This is a genomic window from Nocardia sp. NPDC050630 (assembly GCF_044457245.1).
In the GTDB taxonomy this organism is placed as follows: Bacteria; Actinomycetota; Actinomycetes; order Mycobacteriales; family Mycobacteriaceae; genus Nocardia.
In genome coordinates this window covers 347,590-362,400 of the sequence record NZ_JBITGN010000001.1, presented here as the reverse complement: position 1 = coordinate 362,400, position 14,811 = coordinate 347,590, and the positions used below count along the sequence as shown (strand labels likewise).

General features: G+C 66.1%; 14 protein-coding genes. 5 read left to right on the top strand and 9 right to left on the bottom strand.

The features are described from left to right. Window positions 1-477 precede the first annotated feature (477 nt). The 5 genes from ACIBG0_RS01435 to ACIBG0_RS01415 form a co-directional block, all read right to left on the bottom strand. Window positions 478-1,593 carry an acyl-CoA dehydrogenase family protein gene (locus ACIBG0_RS01435; protein ID WP_397028194.1) on the bottom strand — a complete coding sequence of 372 codons (1,116 nt, stop codon included), beginning with the start codon at window positions 1,591-1,593 and terminating at the stop codon, window positions 478-480. Beyond that, window positions 1,593-2,078, bottom strand: coding sequence for a VOC family protein (locus ACIBG0_RS01430; protein WP_397028193.1), 486 nt, complete (start codon window positions 2,076-2,078; stop codon window positions 1,593-1,595). Before ACIBG0_RS01430 ends, ACIBG0_RS01435 begins: the two co-directional genes overlap by 1 nt. A gap of 5 nt (window positions 2,079-2,083) precedes the next feature. After that, complete coding sequence (locus ACIBG0_RS01425) at window positions 2,084-3,283, bottom strand: cytochrome P450 (RefSeq protein ID WP_397028191.1); 1,200 nt, start codon at window positions 3,281-3,283, stop codon at window positions 2,084-2,086. A gap of 327 nt (window positions 3,284-3,610) precedes the next feature. Then, window positions 3,611-4,843, bottom strand: coding sequence for a CaiB/BaiF CoA transferase family protein (locus ACIBG0_RS01420; protein ID WP_397028189.1), 1,233 nt, complete (start codon window positions 4,841-4,843; stop codon window positions 3,611-3,613). A 76-nt stretch (window positions 4,844-4,919) separates the two neighbouring features. Continuing rightward, complete coding sequence (locus tag ACIBG0_RS01415; RefSeq protein WP_397028188.1) at window positions 4,920-5,579, bottom strand: TetR/AcrR family transcriptional regulator; 660 nt, start codon at window positions 5,577-5,579, stop codon at window positions 4,920-4,922. Window positions 5,580-5,663: 84 nt separating this feature from the next. Here ACIBG0_RS01415 and ACIBG0_RS01410 point away from each other — a divergent pair, with 84 nt between their 5' ends. The 4 genes from ACIBG0_RS01410 to ACIBG0_RS01395 all read left to right on the top strand — a co-directional run bounded on the left by ACIBG0_RS01410 (window position 5,664) and on the right by ACIBG0_RS01395 (window position 9,450). Next, window positions 5,664-6,683 (top strand): phosphotransferase family protein, encoded by a 1,020-nt coding sequence (locus tag ACIBG0_RS01410; protein ID WP_397028186.1) that lies wholly within the window; start codon window positions 5,664-5,666, stop codon window positions 6,681-6,683. A gap of 17 nt (window positions 6,684-6,700) precedes the next feature. Then, complete coding sequence (locus ACIBG0_RS01405; RefSeq protein WP_040701259.1) at window positions 6,701-8,020, top strand: acyl-CoA dehydrogenase family protein; 1,320 nt, start codon at window positions 6,701-6,703, stop codon at window positions 8,018-8,020. Beyond that, window positions 8,017-8,763, top strand: a complete 747-nt coding sequence (locus tag ACIBG0_RS01400) for an SDR family NAD(P)-dependent oxidoreductase (RefSeq protein WP_397028184.1) — start codon at window positions 8,017-8,019, stop codon at window positions 8,761-8,763. Before ACIBG0_RS01405 ends, ACIBG0_RS01400 begins: the two co-directional genes overlap by 4 nt. A 78-nt stretch (window positions 8,764-8,841) precedes the next feature. Further along, window positions 8,842-9,450 (top strand): isochorismatase family protein, encoded by a 609-nt coding sequence (locus tag ACIBG0_RS01395; RefSeq protein ID WP_397028182.1) that lies wholly within the window; start codon window positions 8,842-8,844, stop codon window positions 9,448-9,450. A gap of 348 nt (window positions 9,451-9,798) precedes the next feature. Here ACIBG0_RS01395 and ACIBG0_RS01390 read toward each other — a convergent pair whose 3' ends face one another. The 4 genes from ACIBG0_RS01390 to ACIBG0_RS01375 form a co-directional block, all read right to left on the bottom strand. Next, entirely contained in the window at window positions 9,799-10,824 is a 1,026-nt protein-coding gene (locus tag ACIBG0_RS01390; protein ID WP_397028181.1) for a phosphotransferase family protein, read from the bottom strand. Window positions 10,825-11,085: 261 nt separating this feature from the next. After that, window positions 11,086-11,883, bottom strand: a complete 798-nt coding sequence (locus ACIBG0_RS01385; RefSeq protein WP_397028179.1) for an enoyl-CoA hydratase/isomerase family protein — start codon at window positions 11,881-11,883, stop codon at window positions 11,086-11,088. Beyond that, the gene (locus ACIBG0_RS01380; protein ID WP_397028177.1) at window positions 11,880-13,388 is read right to left on the bottom strand and encodes a class I adenylate-forming enzyme family protein; all 1,509 of its coding nucleotides are present in this window, start codon (window positions 13,386-13,388) and stop codon (window positions 11,880-11,882) included. The genes ACIBG0_RS01385 and ACIBG0_RS01380 overlap by 4 nt, the downstream gene beginning before the upstream one ends. A gap of 11 nt (window positions 13,389-13,399) precedes the next feature. Beyond that, window positions 13,400-13,711, bottom strand: a complete 312-nt coding sequence (locus tag ACIBG0_RS01375; protein ID WP_397028176.1) for a hypothetical protein — start codon at window positions 13,709-13,711, stop codon at window positions 13,400-13,402. Between the two features lie 289 nt (window positions 13,712-14,000). Here ACIBG0_RS01375 and ACIBG0_RS01370 point away from each other — a divergent pair, with 289 nt between their 5' ends. Further along, window positions 14,001-14,774: an enoyl-CoA hydratase/isomerase family protein gene (locus tag ACIBG0_RS01370; RefSeq protein WP_397028174.1), complete on the top strand. Its 774-nt coding sequence runs from the start codon at window positions 14,001-14,003 to the stop codon at window positions 14,772-14,774. The last annotated feature ends 37 nt before the right edge of the window (window positions 14,775-14,811 follow it).

Sequence of the window (14,811 nt, the reverse complement as noted above, 5' to 3'; positions counted from 1 at the left end):
AGTACACTGATTTATTGATTCGAACAGATACCCGAGAAGCCTGATAGATCACATCCGTGGCATGAAGGTGTAGATTTTCGCACCAGATTTTCAATCTGCCACCCTATTCCAGCGCGCGAACCGAACAGCGTGGCCAGTAAGGAGAGCGGCGGACCTGATGCCCACTTCGGGTCAGCCAACCCCTTTCAGGGCACCGATACCCCGACCGGGCGGAATCAATGGATACCACCCCCGCGCCGACATCGCTCCAGCGACCGAGCGGATCCCGGCGGCACTAGACCGGATCACTGGCAGCGGTTACGCGCGGCACCGCCGCCCCACCCCGATGCCTCCGCGCGGTCTGCGCCAGCAGCTCGAACTGGGCGGACAGCGACCGTCGGTTACGCGGATCGCCTTCCGCCGCGCCGCCCAGCGGCACGAACTGCTCGTGCCGCAAACGAGGTCGAGCGGTTCGACCTCCGCTCCTGGCCCGGCCGCTCAGATTCCGGCGAGTTCGGCCAGCCGCGCCCGATGCGAAGCCGGGCCGCCGAAAAGCTGCTCGGATGACTTCGCGCGTTTCAGATAGAGGTGCGCGTCATGCTCCCAGGTGTATCCGATGCCACCGTGGATCTGGATGTTTTCCTTGGCCGCATGGGTACCGGTCACGGAGCAGTACGCGGCCGCCAATGCGGCTGCCATCGGCAGTTCGGTCGAACCGGCGGCCGCCACGGTCGCGGCATGGTATGCGGCCGAGCGTGCGGCCTCGACCTCGAGCAGCATGTCGGCACACTTGTGCTTGATGGCCTGGAACGAGCCGATCGGCCGGTCGAACTGAACCCGGATCTTGGCGTATTCGACCGCGGCGTCCAGACATGCCTGCGCCACACCGACCTGCTCGGCGGCCAGCGCGACGATCGCGAGATCGACAATCCCCTGCAGGTACGCCTCCGCGTCCGCAGGCGGGCTGATCCGTTGCGCCACAGCGTCGTTCAGGTCGATCCTGCCCAGTCGGCGGGTCGGATCCAGCGTCTCCAATCGGGTTCTTGTCACCCCGGCCGCGGTTGCGTCCACGGCGAACAGGCCGAGTCCGGCCTCGTCGACCGCCACCACGAGCAGCAGATCGGCGAGGTCACCGTCGACGACGAACATTTTAGTGCCGGACAGCGTCCAGGCCTTTTCCGCTCGCGTCGCCACAGTGGTGACATCCGCGAGCCGCCACGAGCCGCTCTCCTCGGCCAGCGCCAGAGTCGCGGTCAGCGAGCCGTCGGCGATGGCGGGCAGCCAGCGCGCCTTGGCCGAGTCGTCACCGCAGGTAGCCAGCGCTTGGCCGCCCAGGGCGACCGTCGCGAAATAGGGTGATGGCAGCAGCGCTCGCCCCATCTCCTCGAGCACAATGCCCAGCTCGACCGGTCCGCCGCCGGAACCTCCGTACTCCTCCGGCAATGCCAGGCCGTGCAAGCCGAGCTGCTCGGCCATCTGCTTCCATACCGCGGGATCGTGGCCCGGTTCGGTTTCCATCCAGTGCCGCACCGCCGCACTCGGGGATTTGTCCGCCAGGAAACGGCGCACGGTAGCGCGGAGTTCTTCCTGCTCCGCCGTGAACGAAAAAGCCATCACTGCGGCAACTTCGAACGCAGGTAGACATCGAAATCCGGCATCCGCGACCGGTCGACGATCTCGAGCCGCACACCCGAAGGCGCCAGGTGATAGGCGAAGATCGACGGCTCGCCGTCGACCACCGCGCAGGCCTCGAGGGCGAATCCCGCCGCCTCGAGCCGTTTCGAAGTGGTCGCGACGTCATCGCAGAAGTAACCGAGATGGTGCGTCGCGACGCGCGGCGGCGCCGCCGTCCACGGTGTCCCGGGAATCTCCTGCACCAGTTCGATGTGCGGAGCGTCGAGCGAATAGGTGAAGCTCAGCTGCATCACCCGCTCGCCGTCGGCCAGCCGTACCAGCACTTCGGCGGTTTGCGTCGCGGTCCACCGGTAGCCCGCGAGCTCGGTCATCCGCACTTTCCATTCCTCGATATCCGGCACCACTATCCCGGTGTGATAGAGATCCGCGGCGCGGAGTAGTTGTGTCACAGGATAATCCGTCACGGCGATCACCACTCCAAGCGCAGTGACTGGATGCCGTACATGTTGCCGTGCTGGGACAGCTCCTGTCCGGGCACGATACGATATTCCGGAATCCGCTTGTGCCATTCCTCGACCGCCACATTCAGCTCCAGGCGTGCCAGATGCGAGCCCAGGCAGCGGTGCGGGCCGGAGCCGAATGCGATGTGATTGGTGGCGGTGCGGTGCAGATCCACCTCCAGTGGATTCTCGAACCGCTCGGGATCGCGATTGGTGACCGCCAGCGGCAGCATCACCATCTCGCCCGCCTTGACCGGGCAACCACCGATCTCGGTGTCGCGCATCGCTTTCCGGGCGGGCACCACGAACGAGTAGACGCGCAGGATCTCCTCGACGCTCGTCGCGATCAGCGACGGGTCGGCGATGATCGCCTCGCGCTGCTCCGGATGGGTGGCGAAGTGATAGAGGGCCCAGCCGATGGAGATCGGGACCGTATCGAAGCCCGCCTGGAACAGCAGAATGCAGAAGGCGTGCATATCCGCATCGCTGATCGGCTCGCCATCGATCTCGTAATTCATTGCCCGCGAGAGCAGGTCGTCACGCGGGGCCTCGCGCCGCAGCGCGATCTGCTCGTCGAAGTAATCCGAAACGGCCCGCATCGCGGCAAGTTGGCGGGACCCGTCCGGATCCTCGTCGTAGGTCAGGTGCAGCATGTCGTGCACCCAGTCCAGGAAGATGGGCAGATCCGCCTCGGGCAGGCCGACCAACCGCATGAAGATAATGGTCGGAAATCGGCGGGCGAATTCGTCGAGGACATCGGCACTGCCGCTGTCCTTCAGCTGATCGATCAGCTCGATCGCGACCTGCCGGATCTCCGCCTCACGGGCCGCGATGGTCTTCGGGGAGAAGTCGTTACCGAGCAGTCGCCGCCATTTCGTGTGCACGGGCGGATCCAGCATCTCCGGAATCCAGAGGAATCGAGGATTCGGCTCGAGTGCGGTCACCGAGGTGTTCGAGTAGGTGTGCCAGTCCTGCAGCGCCTCCTGCACCGCCCGGCCGTCGGTGACGACCCAGTACCCGCGCGCGATGGTGCTGCGGAATCCGGAATGCGTGCGGGCGATTTCATCCCATCGCAGCTGATGACTCAGGACCGGACCGCCGAGCCGGTTGTCGAAGTGATACGCGGGGACACCCTCATAGGTGCCCTCGGGCTCGAGCGCAATGCTCATCGCTGATCCTCTCTGGAAGGCCGCCGCGCCGGGCGCTGTATTCGCGGGTCGGTAGGCGTTACAGCCGCACCCGTGCCGCGTCGCAGCCTCGTCGTACGTCACGCGCATGCCGTGACGCGGCATGCCTCGACTCGTTGTGCTGGTCCAATATACCGGCCAACCCTTATTTCGTAACCTCTTTTATGATCTACCGACAGATTTTTGCCCGTCGCGCCCTGAAACAACTCGCAATTAGCAGCCTATTTGACAGCCAGCGCCAGTCAGGGCGCTATCCCATGGGGTGGACATTCAGCTGACGAGGAGAGGTTCCCTCGGCACGCCTGCCGGTTATGTGACCGCGCCGTCGATCTTGAGCGCGATCAGCTCCTCCTCGGTGAGTCCGAGCTCGAGCAGGATTTCGTCGGTATGTTCGGCGAATTGCGGTGCCCGCGTGAGGGTTACCGGCGTCTCGTCGAACTGGACCGGGTTGGCGACCAGTTCACGGTCGACGCCGTCGGCGTCGACCACCGGAACGATCAGATCGTTGGCACGCAGCGACGGATCCTGACCGACCTCCCACGCGTTCTGCACCGCCGCCCATTGCCCCTCCCCAGCGCCGAGGATCTCGACCCACTCGTCGAACGAACGCGCCGCGATGATCTCAGCGACGAGCTCGGCGGCCTGCGCCGCATTGGCCATCAGCTTCTCGGTGCTGTCGAAGCGGTCGTCGGCGGCCAATTCCTCGCGACCGGCCAGCCTGCAGAACTCGGGCCAGTACCGGCCGGGTTGCAGCATCGACAATTCGAGCCACCGCTGGTCCGCAGTGCGGTAGGCCCCGATCAGCGGATTCGTGGCCGAACCGTGCCGCGGCGGCGTATTCACCGGCAGCGGACCACCGTTCATCAATGCGAGATTCACCGTGAACTGCGTCGCCCAAGCGCCGACGCCGAGCAGCGAGACGTCAACGACCGACGGTTCCCCAGTCATCTTGCGCGAGTAGAGCGCGGCCGCGATACCACCGGCGATGGTCATGCCACCGATCGAATCGCCGTAGGCGCCCGCGGGCATCCGCGTCATGCGGTCGGCGCCTGGCGGGGTTACCCCGGCCGCGCTGCCGCCGCGCGCCCAGAAGGCAGTGCTGTCGTAGCCGCCCTTGGTCGCCTCCGCGCCGCGCACGCCGAACCCACTGCCCCGCACGTAGATGATGTCCGGATTGATCGCGCGCACTTCCTCGACATCGATCCCCAGTTTCGCCCGCGCCTGCGGCAGGAAGTTCGTCAGGAATACGTCACTGGTGCGGATCAACTCCTCCAGCACCCGGCGCGCGGACGGCTTCTCCAGCGCCAGACCGACACTGCGTTTACCTCGGTTCGGCCCCTCCATGATCGGGAAGAACGACGATCCGGCACTGTTCGCCTCATACCCGAGCACCCGGACCAGTCCGCGCTGGGCATCGCCGCGTTCCGCGTGCTCGATCTTGATCACGTCGGCGCCCCAGTCCGCGAGTACCGCGCCCGCCGCCGGGACGAAGGTGAACTGCGCGACCTCGAGTACGCGCACGCCCTGCATCGGTTTGTGCATCGAACCAGCTCCTCTAAGCGTCGGTAAATGAAGAAGAGTATCCGCTATTCAATGGACATCACAAGGTCGTCCCGCCTCAGACCGCATCGACCACCCCGTGGTTCGATGGCAGTATCCAGGCCACGAGATGCTCGACATCCGCGGCCGTCGGCACCCGCTCGGTCCACAGGAACTGCTCCATGACGGCGAAGATCGCACAGGCGGCGACCATGGCGTCACGCCCCGGATCCGGGCTCCCAGCCGCACCGAGCGGCCCCGCGAGCAGCTCGGCGATCCGGCGACGCAGCTCGACACCGCCGACGGCCGAACGCCCGTAACGGGAGGTATTGCGCAGCACGGCCCGGGTCGCCGCGGCCACCTCCTGGTCGGCCGCCTGCTGGAAAACCACCTGGACACAGGCCCTGACCTGGTCGACCGGGTGGATATATCGAGCGCATCGGCGACGGATATGACCAATCAACCGCCGGGCTCCGTCGTCGGCGATCGCGGCCATGAGATCGTCCTTGCTCCGGAAGGCACGGTAGAAGGCGTCATTGGAAACCCTTGCCCGGCGCACGATCTCGACGATTCGCGGATTCCCGTTCGGATCATCGCGCATCAGCTCCATGCCCGCGTCGAGCAGGCGGCGCACCTCGTCCCGTGCGATCGCATAGCGATCCCCCGTTCGCCGCCGCACCGCCCGCGCCACCAGGGATTCGCCACCGACCGGATCGTCCTCGACGTGTGGACTCGTCATATAAAAGAGTGTACTGTTCGAATGTCGATTCACCAGAATCGTTTTCTTGCGCGGTGGTATGGCGTTCTGTCGAACGGAGTGGGCATGGCCGAGGGGTCACAGGTGGTTGGACCGCGGATCGGCATTGCCGATCCCGCCGATATCGCGCGGCGCGCGGCCGCGGCGATCGGCCGTCCACTGCGCGAGCTGACCCAGCTGACCGGCGGCACTTCCAGCCTCACCTACTCCGCCGTGACCGACGAGCGCGTTCGCGTCGTGGTCAAGGTCGCCCCGCCGGGTCTCGAACCGGTCCGGAACCGGGATGTGCTGCGCCAAGCCCGCGCACTCACCGCACTCGCCGAGGTGCCCGATGTAGCTGTTCCGACGGTGCTCGGTTCCGACGTCGGCGCACCGCCGGAGATCCCGCCGCTGTTCGTCATGTCCTTCGCGGACGGCGAAGGTTACGAACCCCGCCATATCGCGCTCGAACGTCGCCCCGCTCCGAACGAGGTGCGCGCGCGGGCCGCAGGGGCCGCCCGCATGCTGGCGGCCCTGCACACCGTCGGGCCCACGGAATTGGGGATCGATGAACCCGCGGTTACCCTCGACACCGAGGTCGAGCGGTGGCAGCGGGCCTTCGCCACGTGCGAGCTCGAACCGAACGCGGAGCTCGATGAAGTCAAGTGCCGGACTCTGCTCACCGCGGCGATTCCGAAGCCACTGCCGCCCGCGCTCCTGCACGGCGACTGGCGGCTGGGCAATATGCAGTGCGTCGGGACCGAGATCCGGGCGGTGATCGACTGGGAGATCTGGTCGGTCGGCGATCCGCGCCTGGACCTGGCATGGCTGCGACTGATGTCCGATCCCGCCCATCCGACGGCGATCGCGCCCGCGGCCCCCACCCTCGAGCCCGACGAACTGCTCGCCGTGTACGAAACGGCGACCGGCACACCGGTCGCCGATCTCGGCTGGTTCGACGCCCTGGTCCGCTACAAACAGGCCGCCGCATCCGCGCTGCTGGTCAAGAACGCCGTACGCCGCGGCCAGGTCACCGAGCGAGTGGAACGGATGCGCCACGGCATCCCGCCGTTGCTCATGGCCGCCCGCACCTACCTCACCCACTGATCCCTTTCGGAGGACAGATGCTGGATTTCACGATCGAACCCGAGTTCCAGGCCAAGCTGGACTGGGCCGCGGAGTTCGTGCGCAAGGAGGTCGAGCCGCTCGACCTGCTGTTCCCGCACGGCGGCGACCCGTACGACACCGGTAATGAAAAGGCCCGTGCGATTCTGCGGCCGTTGCAGGAGCAGGTCCGCGCGCAGGGTCTGTGGGCCTGTCACCTCGGGCCTGAACTGGGCGGGCCGGGCTACGGTCAGGTCAAACTCGCCTACCTCAATGAGATACTCGGCCGGTCCTATTGGGCACCAACGGTTTTCGGCACCGCCGCACCGGACACCGGTAATGCCGAGATCCTGGCCATGTTCGGCACCGAGGAGCAGAAGGCCCGCTATCTGCAGCCGCTGCTCGACGGCGAGATCGTCTCCACCTTCTCGATGACCGAACCGCAGGCCGGCGCCGACCCCAAGGAGTTCGTGTGTCGCGCCTGGCGTGATGGGGACGAATGGGTGATCGACGGCGAGAAGTGGTTCTCCTCCAACGCCCGGTACGCGTCATTTCTGATCGTCATGGCCGTCACCGATCCGGACGCGCCGCCGCACGCCCGCATGTCGATGCTGATCGTGCCCGCCGAGACGCCCGGCATCGAGATCAAGCGCAATGTCGGCACCATGGATGAACGCGACGCCCTCGACGAGGGCATCCACGGCTATATCCGCTACCACCAGGTCCGGGTCCCGCTCGACGCCATGCTCGGCGCACCCGGCGAGGGCTTCAAGGTCGCCCAGGCCCGCCTCGGCGGCGGCCGCGTCCACCACGCCATGCGCACTGTGGGCAAATGCACCCGCGCCTTCGACATGATGTGCGAGCGCGCGATCTCGCGCCGCACCCAGGGCACCCTGCTCGCCGATAAGCAGGCGGTACAGCAGTTCATCGCGGACTCCTGGATCGAATTGCAGCAGTACCGATTGCTGGTGCTGAACACCGCTTGGATCATCGACACCCAGCCGCACGGCGCCGCCCGCACGCAGATCGCGATGTGCAAGGTCGCCATGGCGAAGGTGCTGCACGACATCATCCAGCGCGCGCTGCACCTGCACGGCTCGCTCGGCACCACCAATGAACTGCCGCTGGCGAAGTGGTGGATGGCCGCCCCGAACCTCGCCCTGGCCGATGGCCCGACCGAGGTGCACCGCACCACGGTCGCCAAGCAGATGCTGAAGAAGTACCGGCCCGCCGAGGGACTGTTCCCCAGCGAGCACATCCCACCGAAGCTCGAGGATGCGCGAAAGCGCTACGCGCACATCATCAATGACGACAGCCTCAGCGGCGGGGTGAACGCGTGACGGCGGGACTGTTCGATCTGTCCGGCAAGGTCGCGCTGGTCACCGGCGGCAGCCGGGGCCTCGGCCTGGAAATGGTGCGTGCCTTCGCCGCCGCGGGCGCGGATGTGGTGATCACCAGCCGCAAGCTCGACGCCTGCGAGGTGGCCGCCGAGGAGGTCCGCGAATTGGGCAGGCGCGCACTGCCGTTCGCCGCGCATGTCGGCCACTGGAACGACCTCGGCCGACTCACCGACGCGGCCTACGAGGAGTTCGGCAAGGTCGACATCCTGGTCAACAATGCGGGTATGTCGCCGCTGGCGCCCTCGTCGGAGGAGACCAGCGAAGAGCTGTTCGACAAGGTGATCGGGGTCAATTTCAAGGGCCCGTTCCGGCTCGCGTCGCTGATCGGGCGGCGCATGGCCGACGGCGACGGCGGCTCGATCATCAATATCTCCTCCTCGGGAGCACTGCTGCCGCAACCACGATTCGGCCCTTACGCCGGAGCCAAGGCCGCCCTGAATGTGCTGACCACTGTGTTCGCCCAGGAATACGGACCGAAGGTGCGGGTAAACACCATCTCGGCGGGTCCTTTCCTCACCGATATCTCCAAGGCCTGGGCGGAGGAGAAGCGACACATCACCCGCAGTGCGCTCGGCAGACCGGGTAAACCGGAGGAGATCATCAGCACCGCGCTGTATCTCGCCAGCGACGCCTCCAGCTACACCACCGACGCACTGATCCGGGTGGACGGTGGGCTGTACTGAGGGCTGACCGATTACCGGACAGCGCAATTGACATTCTCAGTGGAGAATAATGTTGATCTTGGACCGAAAGGTGACCTCATGCCATTGACCGAAATAGATGCGAACACCGCGCTGGTCGTCGTCGACCTGCAGGATGCGGTGGTAGCGCTGCCGACCGCGCATTCCGCGAAGTCGATTGTCGAGCAGTCGATCCGGCTGGCCGACGCGTTCCGGAAACGCAACCTCCCGGTCGTGATCGTGACAGCGGCCGGCGTCGCACCCGGCCGCACCGAGGCAGGTCGCGGTGGCGGTGCGGGCCGACAGTCCAGCTCGGCGGCTGCGAGTACAGCGGCCGAGGCCGTTGCACTGCTGGCCGAGTTGGGCCCCCGGCCGGGTGACCACACCGTGATAAAACGGGTCTGGGGCGCGTTCCACGATCCCGCGCTCGCGGCGTGGCTGCGCGAGCACGACGTCACCCAGGTCGTGGTTACCGGTATCGCCACCAGTATGGGCGTCGAATCGACCGCGCGTGGCGCGCACGAGTACGGCTTCAACGTCACGATCGCCACCGACGCGGTGACCGATCTGGATCGGGAAGATCACGACTACGTGCTGCGCAAGGTGTTTCCCAAGATCGCCGAAACCGGTACCACCGACGAGATACTCGCCCTACTGGACAGGTCGACGTTGACCTCCTCCCACGGCTGAGGCCGAGGGATTCCAACATCGACGGTTGGGGGTTCCTGCTTCACGGACCGCCCAACGGCGAGGTCTCCACAGGCTGTCACCGCCAGCCCGGCGGCAAGAATATTCTTCGCCGCGTTCACATCCGCGTTCTCACATTTTCGCAAACATGTTCGAACCGGACCGGTTGGGACTGCTACAGGAACCTCCTCGCCGCCGAAACCCTCAATCTGCTAGTCGAATTGGCCGATGAGCGCGTACACGGGATCGGTCTTCATGCCATGTTCACCGGCGAGCCGATCAACGCCACCGAGCTGCCTCCGGCAATACCGCTGCGCGGTACCGGCACGCCCGCGCGGCTGAGCTTCGGCATCAGCCCAGCAGTTCCATCGCCTCGTCGAGCAGCACCGGCAGGGCGGGCAGCATGCGTTGGTGCATGTCGTTCCACTGGCCGGACTTGCGGCCGCGTTTGATCAGCAATGCGGTCGCGGCGGACTCCTTGTATTTGGTCAGCGCCTCGAACCACGGCAGGTCCCGCAGGGCGGCGCCGCGTGCCTCCTGGTAGGCGTCGATCAGTTCGGCCTTACCCGGCATGCCGGTCGGCTCATCCGATACCGACGCCGGATGCGCGGCCTCGTCGGTGAAGAAGGTCAGCCAGCTGACATCGATCCTGGGGTCGCCGAGGGACCAGATTTCCCAGTCGATGATCGAGGTGATGTGGTCCGCTTCGCACAGTGTATTGCCGAGCCGGTAGTCACCGTGGGTGAAAGCCGGTGTCATGGCCGCGGGCACGGTGGCGTGCAGGCGGTCCGCTACCGCTTCGTATCCGGTGCGCAGATCGTCCGATACGGTGGTGAAAGCCATTGTCCAGCGGTCGATCTCAGCGCCGAGGGTAACCACCGGCTCGGTCGCGAGCGCGGTGTGCTCCGGATTCACTCGATGCAGATCGGCGAGCATTCCGGCGGCGTCGAAGGCGCGGGTCCGAACCTGCTCGGCCGGCACCGTGCCGCGCGGCACGAGCACCGGTTCGACACAGGTGCCGGGCACCAGGTCCATGGCTACGAACGGTGGGACCGCCGGCGGTGCGCCCACGTCGTGGAACAGGACCTTCGGCACGCGCACCCCGGGGCGATCCGCCAGCGCTTCCATGATCCGGGCCTGGCGCAGTACATCCCGGTTGCGGACCGGCGCCAGGCCCGGGGGCGATACCTTCAGCACGACGCGCTCGTAGCCGATTGGGGCACCGGATAATTCGGCCACGTAGGTCAGGCTCGATGTCCCACCGGTGAGTGGTTCGACACCGACTACGGTCGCGCCGGGTACCCAACCACGGACCGCGATCGCGGTACGCGCGGTCAGCTCCCGCACCAACTCCGGACTATTCGCGACAATGCTCATGCTCACTCACCCTTGTCATTTCGTCGGTACGATCGGCGGACCAGATGTGCCGGTTCGCGTTTCAGCGACAGTGCTCACGACGATGCTGCCGCGCCTCCGGGCAATGCTCTGGGCGAGAAGGCGTTCGCGCCCGCGACCCGTGCGGCAGCGATCGGATTGCGGGTGCCCTCGGAACGGATGCGCGCATTCTGGTCATCTCGGCGACACGATCAGCCGTTCGTTTCCGCACTGCTCACTCCGCAACCGCGGCAAGCGATGTCCTCACGACTCACGCACCCGATCGCTTTGTACGCGCAACGCCTCAGCGGTCTGCGCGCGCTGCTCTCCGGTGAAGAATCCGTGGTGCCGTTCGCTTTCCACCGCGATGTAGTCCGCCAGTTCAGTGCGTTCGGCCAGTAGGAAATTCGCCTTGAGTGTCCGCAGGGCGGCGGGCCTACGCGCCGCGAGTTCGCGCACCAAATCGGCGACCTCGTGGTCGAATTCGTCGTCGGGAAACACCCGGGAGACGAATCCGATGGCACGGACCTCGTCCGCGGTCAGCTTGCGCGGTAGGAAGCACAGGTCCCGCGCCGACGCCGCGCCGAGTGCCCGCGCCAATGTCCACGGCAGGCCGAGTTCACCGGACACACCGGCCTGCAGGAACGCCGTCGCGAATCGGGCACCGGCCGCAGCGACGCGCAGGTCGCACGCCGCGGCCCAGGCGAATCCCGGGCCCGCGCAGGCTCCGTTCACCGCGGCGAGGGTCAACTGCGGCATCTCGTGCAGCAGGGTCGCCGACTGATACACCTCGAGCGGCGGCAGCACGGCGGACCCGCCCGACCCGGCGCGTTTCAGATCCGCACCGGGGCAGAACGTCGAACCGTTTCCGGTCAGCACCACCACGGCGAATGCATCGTCGCGGCTCAATTCGGTCAGCACGGAATGCATCTCGATGAGAAGCTCCGGAATCACCGTGTTGCGTGCTTCCGGCCGATCGAAGCGCACCCACGCGACAGGCCCCTCGATCGTGACATCGAGGGTGCTCGAGCCCGATACCGATCGCGCTTGGCTGACACTCACCCGGCGGTCGGCTGACGATCGGCCGTCAGGGCCGCGACGATATCCCGGCGTACCAGCTTGCCGGTCGCGGTGCGCGGCAGTTCCGGCCAGTAGGTGATGCGATCAGGAGTCTTGGAGCCGCGCAATGTCTTTCGCACCTGTTCGCGCAGTTGCTCGGCATCGATGTCCACCCCGCTGCGCGGCACGACAACGGCCTCGATCCGCTGGCCCCACTCCTCATCGACCACACCGACGACCACCGCGTCGAGCACGTCGGGATGCCGCAGCAGGACATCCTCGATCTCGGCGGGCGCGATATTCTCCGCACCGCGGATGATGGTGTCGTCGATGCGGCCCTCGATATAGAGATAGCCGTCGGCATCCAGGCGGCCGTGGTCACGGGTGTTGAAGTAACCGCGTTCGTCGACCGAGGCACCGTGCCCGGCGTATTCACCCGAAACCTGCTCGCCACGCACCCAGATCTGGCCCGGCTCCCCCGGTGCGGCGGGCGCACCGGATTCGGTGCGAACCTCGAGCTCGATACCGGGCACCGGCCGACCGGCCGAACCGATGCGGGCACGCACCGCGGGATCGTCACTGGCGACGGCCGCGCGATGCTCCTCGGGCCCGAGGACCGAGATCGTGGACGAGGTCTCCGTCAGCCCATAGGCATTGACGAAATCGACATGCGGCCACTCGCGCAGCGCGGTCTCGATCACCCGTACCGGCATCTTGGCGCCGCCGTAAGCGAGCCCACGCAACGACGGCACCGCGCGGTCCAGCCCGTCACCGTCCATGATTCGGGCGAGCATGGTCGGCACGACCATCGCATTCGTTATCCGCTGCTCGCGCACGAGTTCGAGCCACTGCCGCGGTGTGAACTGTTCGAGGGTGAGCACCCGACGCCCGGCATACAGGTTCGTCAAAACATTCGACACGGCCGCGATGTGGTACGGCGGCACGCTCATCAGCGCGGCATCGTCGGCGGTCGCGCCCGCGAATTCCACCGTGCCGAGCACATACGACACCAAGTTGTGGTGCCGCAGCACCACACCCTTCGGCGCGGATGTCGTGCCGCTCGTATAGATCAATACCGCCGGTGTTTCCGGAGCCGCCACAACCTCGTCATGGTCGCCACCGGCATCGGCCGCGGTGGCCATCCACTCTTCGGGACTGCGCACCGACAGCCCCGCCCGACGCAATGCCTCGGCCTGTTCAGGATCTGCGATACCAAGTGCGCGTGGGTGATTCGCCAACAACGCGTCCAGTTGCTCCGCACCGAGGCGGTAGTTCACCGGCACCAACGGCACACCCGCCTTGGCCGCCGCGAACAGCGCCACCGGGAAGGCCGGACCGTTGACGGCGAGGTAGACGATCGCGTCGGCACCGGCCGCACGAACTATCCGCGCACCACCGGCGGCAAGTTCACGCAGCCGAACCGGAGTCAGTCCATCGTCGGTCCGCCCGACCACGATTCGGTCGCCGAAACCGTCGGCCGCCATATCCAACAGCATCGCTATGTTCATCGATGCGCTCTTCAATCCGAGGCCGGCAGCGGCTTGGCGTTCTTGAGCGGCAGCGCGACGCCGTTCACCGCCAGCGTGCCCTGACCCGCCTTGGTGCAGAGCAATTCCACACCGAGTTCCTCATCGGCATAGCGCTTGCCGAGCTGCGAACCGCCGAGCTGTTCGGGATCCGCGGTACCGGCAGGGACGCCGTCAGGACCCTTCGGATCGACCATGGCCGCACCGCCGCAGGTGATCTCCAGATCGACCTGCGGAGCCCGCACCACAATGACCGTCGTCGTGTCTACCGTGCTGGCGAGCGTCTGCCCCACGCGTGGCTTCATCGCAACTTCCTCCGTGGATCTCGTCGTGCATCTGGCCTCGACCGCCGGCGTGACGAACACGTCCGAACGACCGAGACCAGAGAAGAGTATACGACTTATGTAACATCCGCAGCAGCCCGAGGAGTCGGGCGGCCTGCCGCTATTACTTGTCTACCTGATATTAAGCCGTTCGATTCGAACCGCGACCAGCACGCACTCCAAGTGGCAGCTAGGACAATTTGTTACACTCTAATACGACCGCTCTCCGGAGCGCCGCATTCAGCCGACCTACGAACATCGGAGTTTCCGGATGGAGCTGAAAACCGTCCTGTTCGACGTGACCGATCACGTCGCGACGATCACCCTGAACCGACCGGAAGCGATGAACAGCTTCAACCAGGAGATGCTCGAGGACTTCGACCGCATCTGGCAGCGGGTGAAGGCCGATGACGATATCCGTGTCGTCGTGCTGCGCGGTGCGGGCGAGCGCGCATTCTGCACCGGTATGGACGTCAAGCAGGGCATCGAGCGCCATGCCAATGTCTGGTCGCAGACCGATCCCGGCGAGAAGTTGTCGCCGAAGCTCAATCAGGTGTGGAAACCGCTGGTCTGCGCGGTGCACGGAATGGCGGCCGGGGGCGCGTTCTACTGGCTGAACGAGGCCGACATCATCATCTGCGCAGAGGATGCGAGCTTCTTCGACCCGCATGTCAGCTATGGGCTGACCGCGGCGCTGGAACCGATCGGGCTCGCGCGCCGCATTCCGCTGGGTGAGACGTTGCGCATCGCGCTGCTCGGCCTGGACGAGCGCCTGTCCCCCGAGCGCGCCATGCAGATCGGCCTGGTCAGCGAGATCGCGCCGCGCGATCATCTCTGGGATCGCGCCGACGAGATCGCCCGCATCATCGCCGCCAAACCACCCGCTGCCATCCAGGGCACGGTCCGGGCGATCTGGGAGTCGCTCGACACGGGCCGCACCCAGGCACTGCGCACCGGCCTGTCCTACACCCAGATCGGCAACCCCATCGGCAAGGCCGAAGTCGATCGCGCCGCGGTGCCGCGCAGCAAATGGACGCTGCGCTGACGCGCATCCATCACCGATCACAGAAGTCCAAGAGGAG

Coding starts and splice junctions, on each gene's coding strand:
- ACIBG0_RS01370 (WP_397028174.1), top strand. CDS start 14,001: ATGGAGCTGAAAACCGTCCTGTTCGACGTGACCGATCACGTCGCGACG.
- ACIBG0_RS01405 (WP_040701259.1), top strand. CDS start 6,701: ATGCTGGATTTCACGATCGAACCCGAGTTCCAGGCCAAGCTGGACTGG.
- ACIBG0_RS01390 (WP_397028181.1), bottom strand. CDS start 10,824: ATGAGCATTGTCGCGAATAGTCCGGAGTTGGTGCGGGAGCTGACCGCG.
- ACIBG0_RS01425 (WP_397028191.1), bottom strand. CDS start 3,283: ATGAGCATTGCGCTCGAGCCCGAGGGCACCTATGAGGGTGTCCCCGCG.
- ACIBG0_RS01375 (WP_397028176.1), bottom strand. CDS start 13,711: ATGAAGCCACGCGTGGGGCAGACGCTCGCCAGCACGGTAGACACGACG.
- ACIBG0_RS01420 (WP_397028189.1), bottom strand. CDS start 4,843: ATGCACAAACCGATGCAGGGCGTGCGCGTACTCGAGGTCGCGCAGTTC.
- ACIBG0_RS01410 (WP_397028186.1), top strand. CDS start 5,664: ATGGCCGAGGGGTCACAGGTGGTTGGACCGCGGATCGGCATTGCCGAT.
- ACIBG0_RS01415 (WP_397028188.1), bottom strand. CDS start 5,579: ATGACGAGTCCACACGTCGAGGACGATCCGGTCGGTGGCGAATCCCTG.
- ACIBG0_RS01395 (WP_397028182.1), top strand. CDS start 8,842: ATGCCATTGACCGAAATAGATGCGAACACCGCGCTGGTCGTCGTCGAC.
- ACIBG0_RS01435 (WP_397028194.1), bottom strand. CDS start 1,593: ATGGCTTTTTCGTTCACGGCGGAGCAGGAAGAACTCCGCGCTACCGTG.
- ACIBG0_RS01380 (WP_397028177.1), bottom strand. CDS start 13,388: ATGAACATAGCGATGCTGTTGGATATGGCGGCCGACGGTTTCGGCGAC.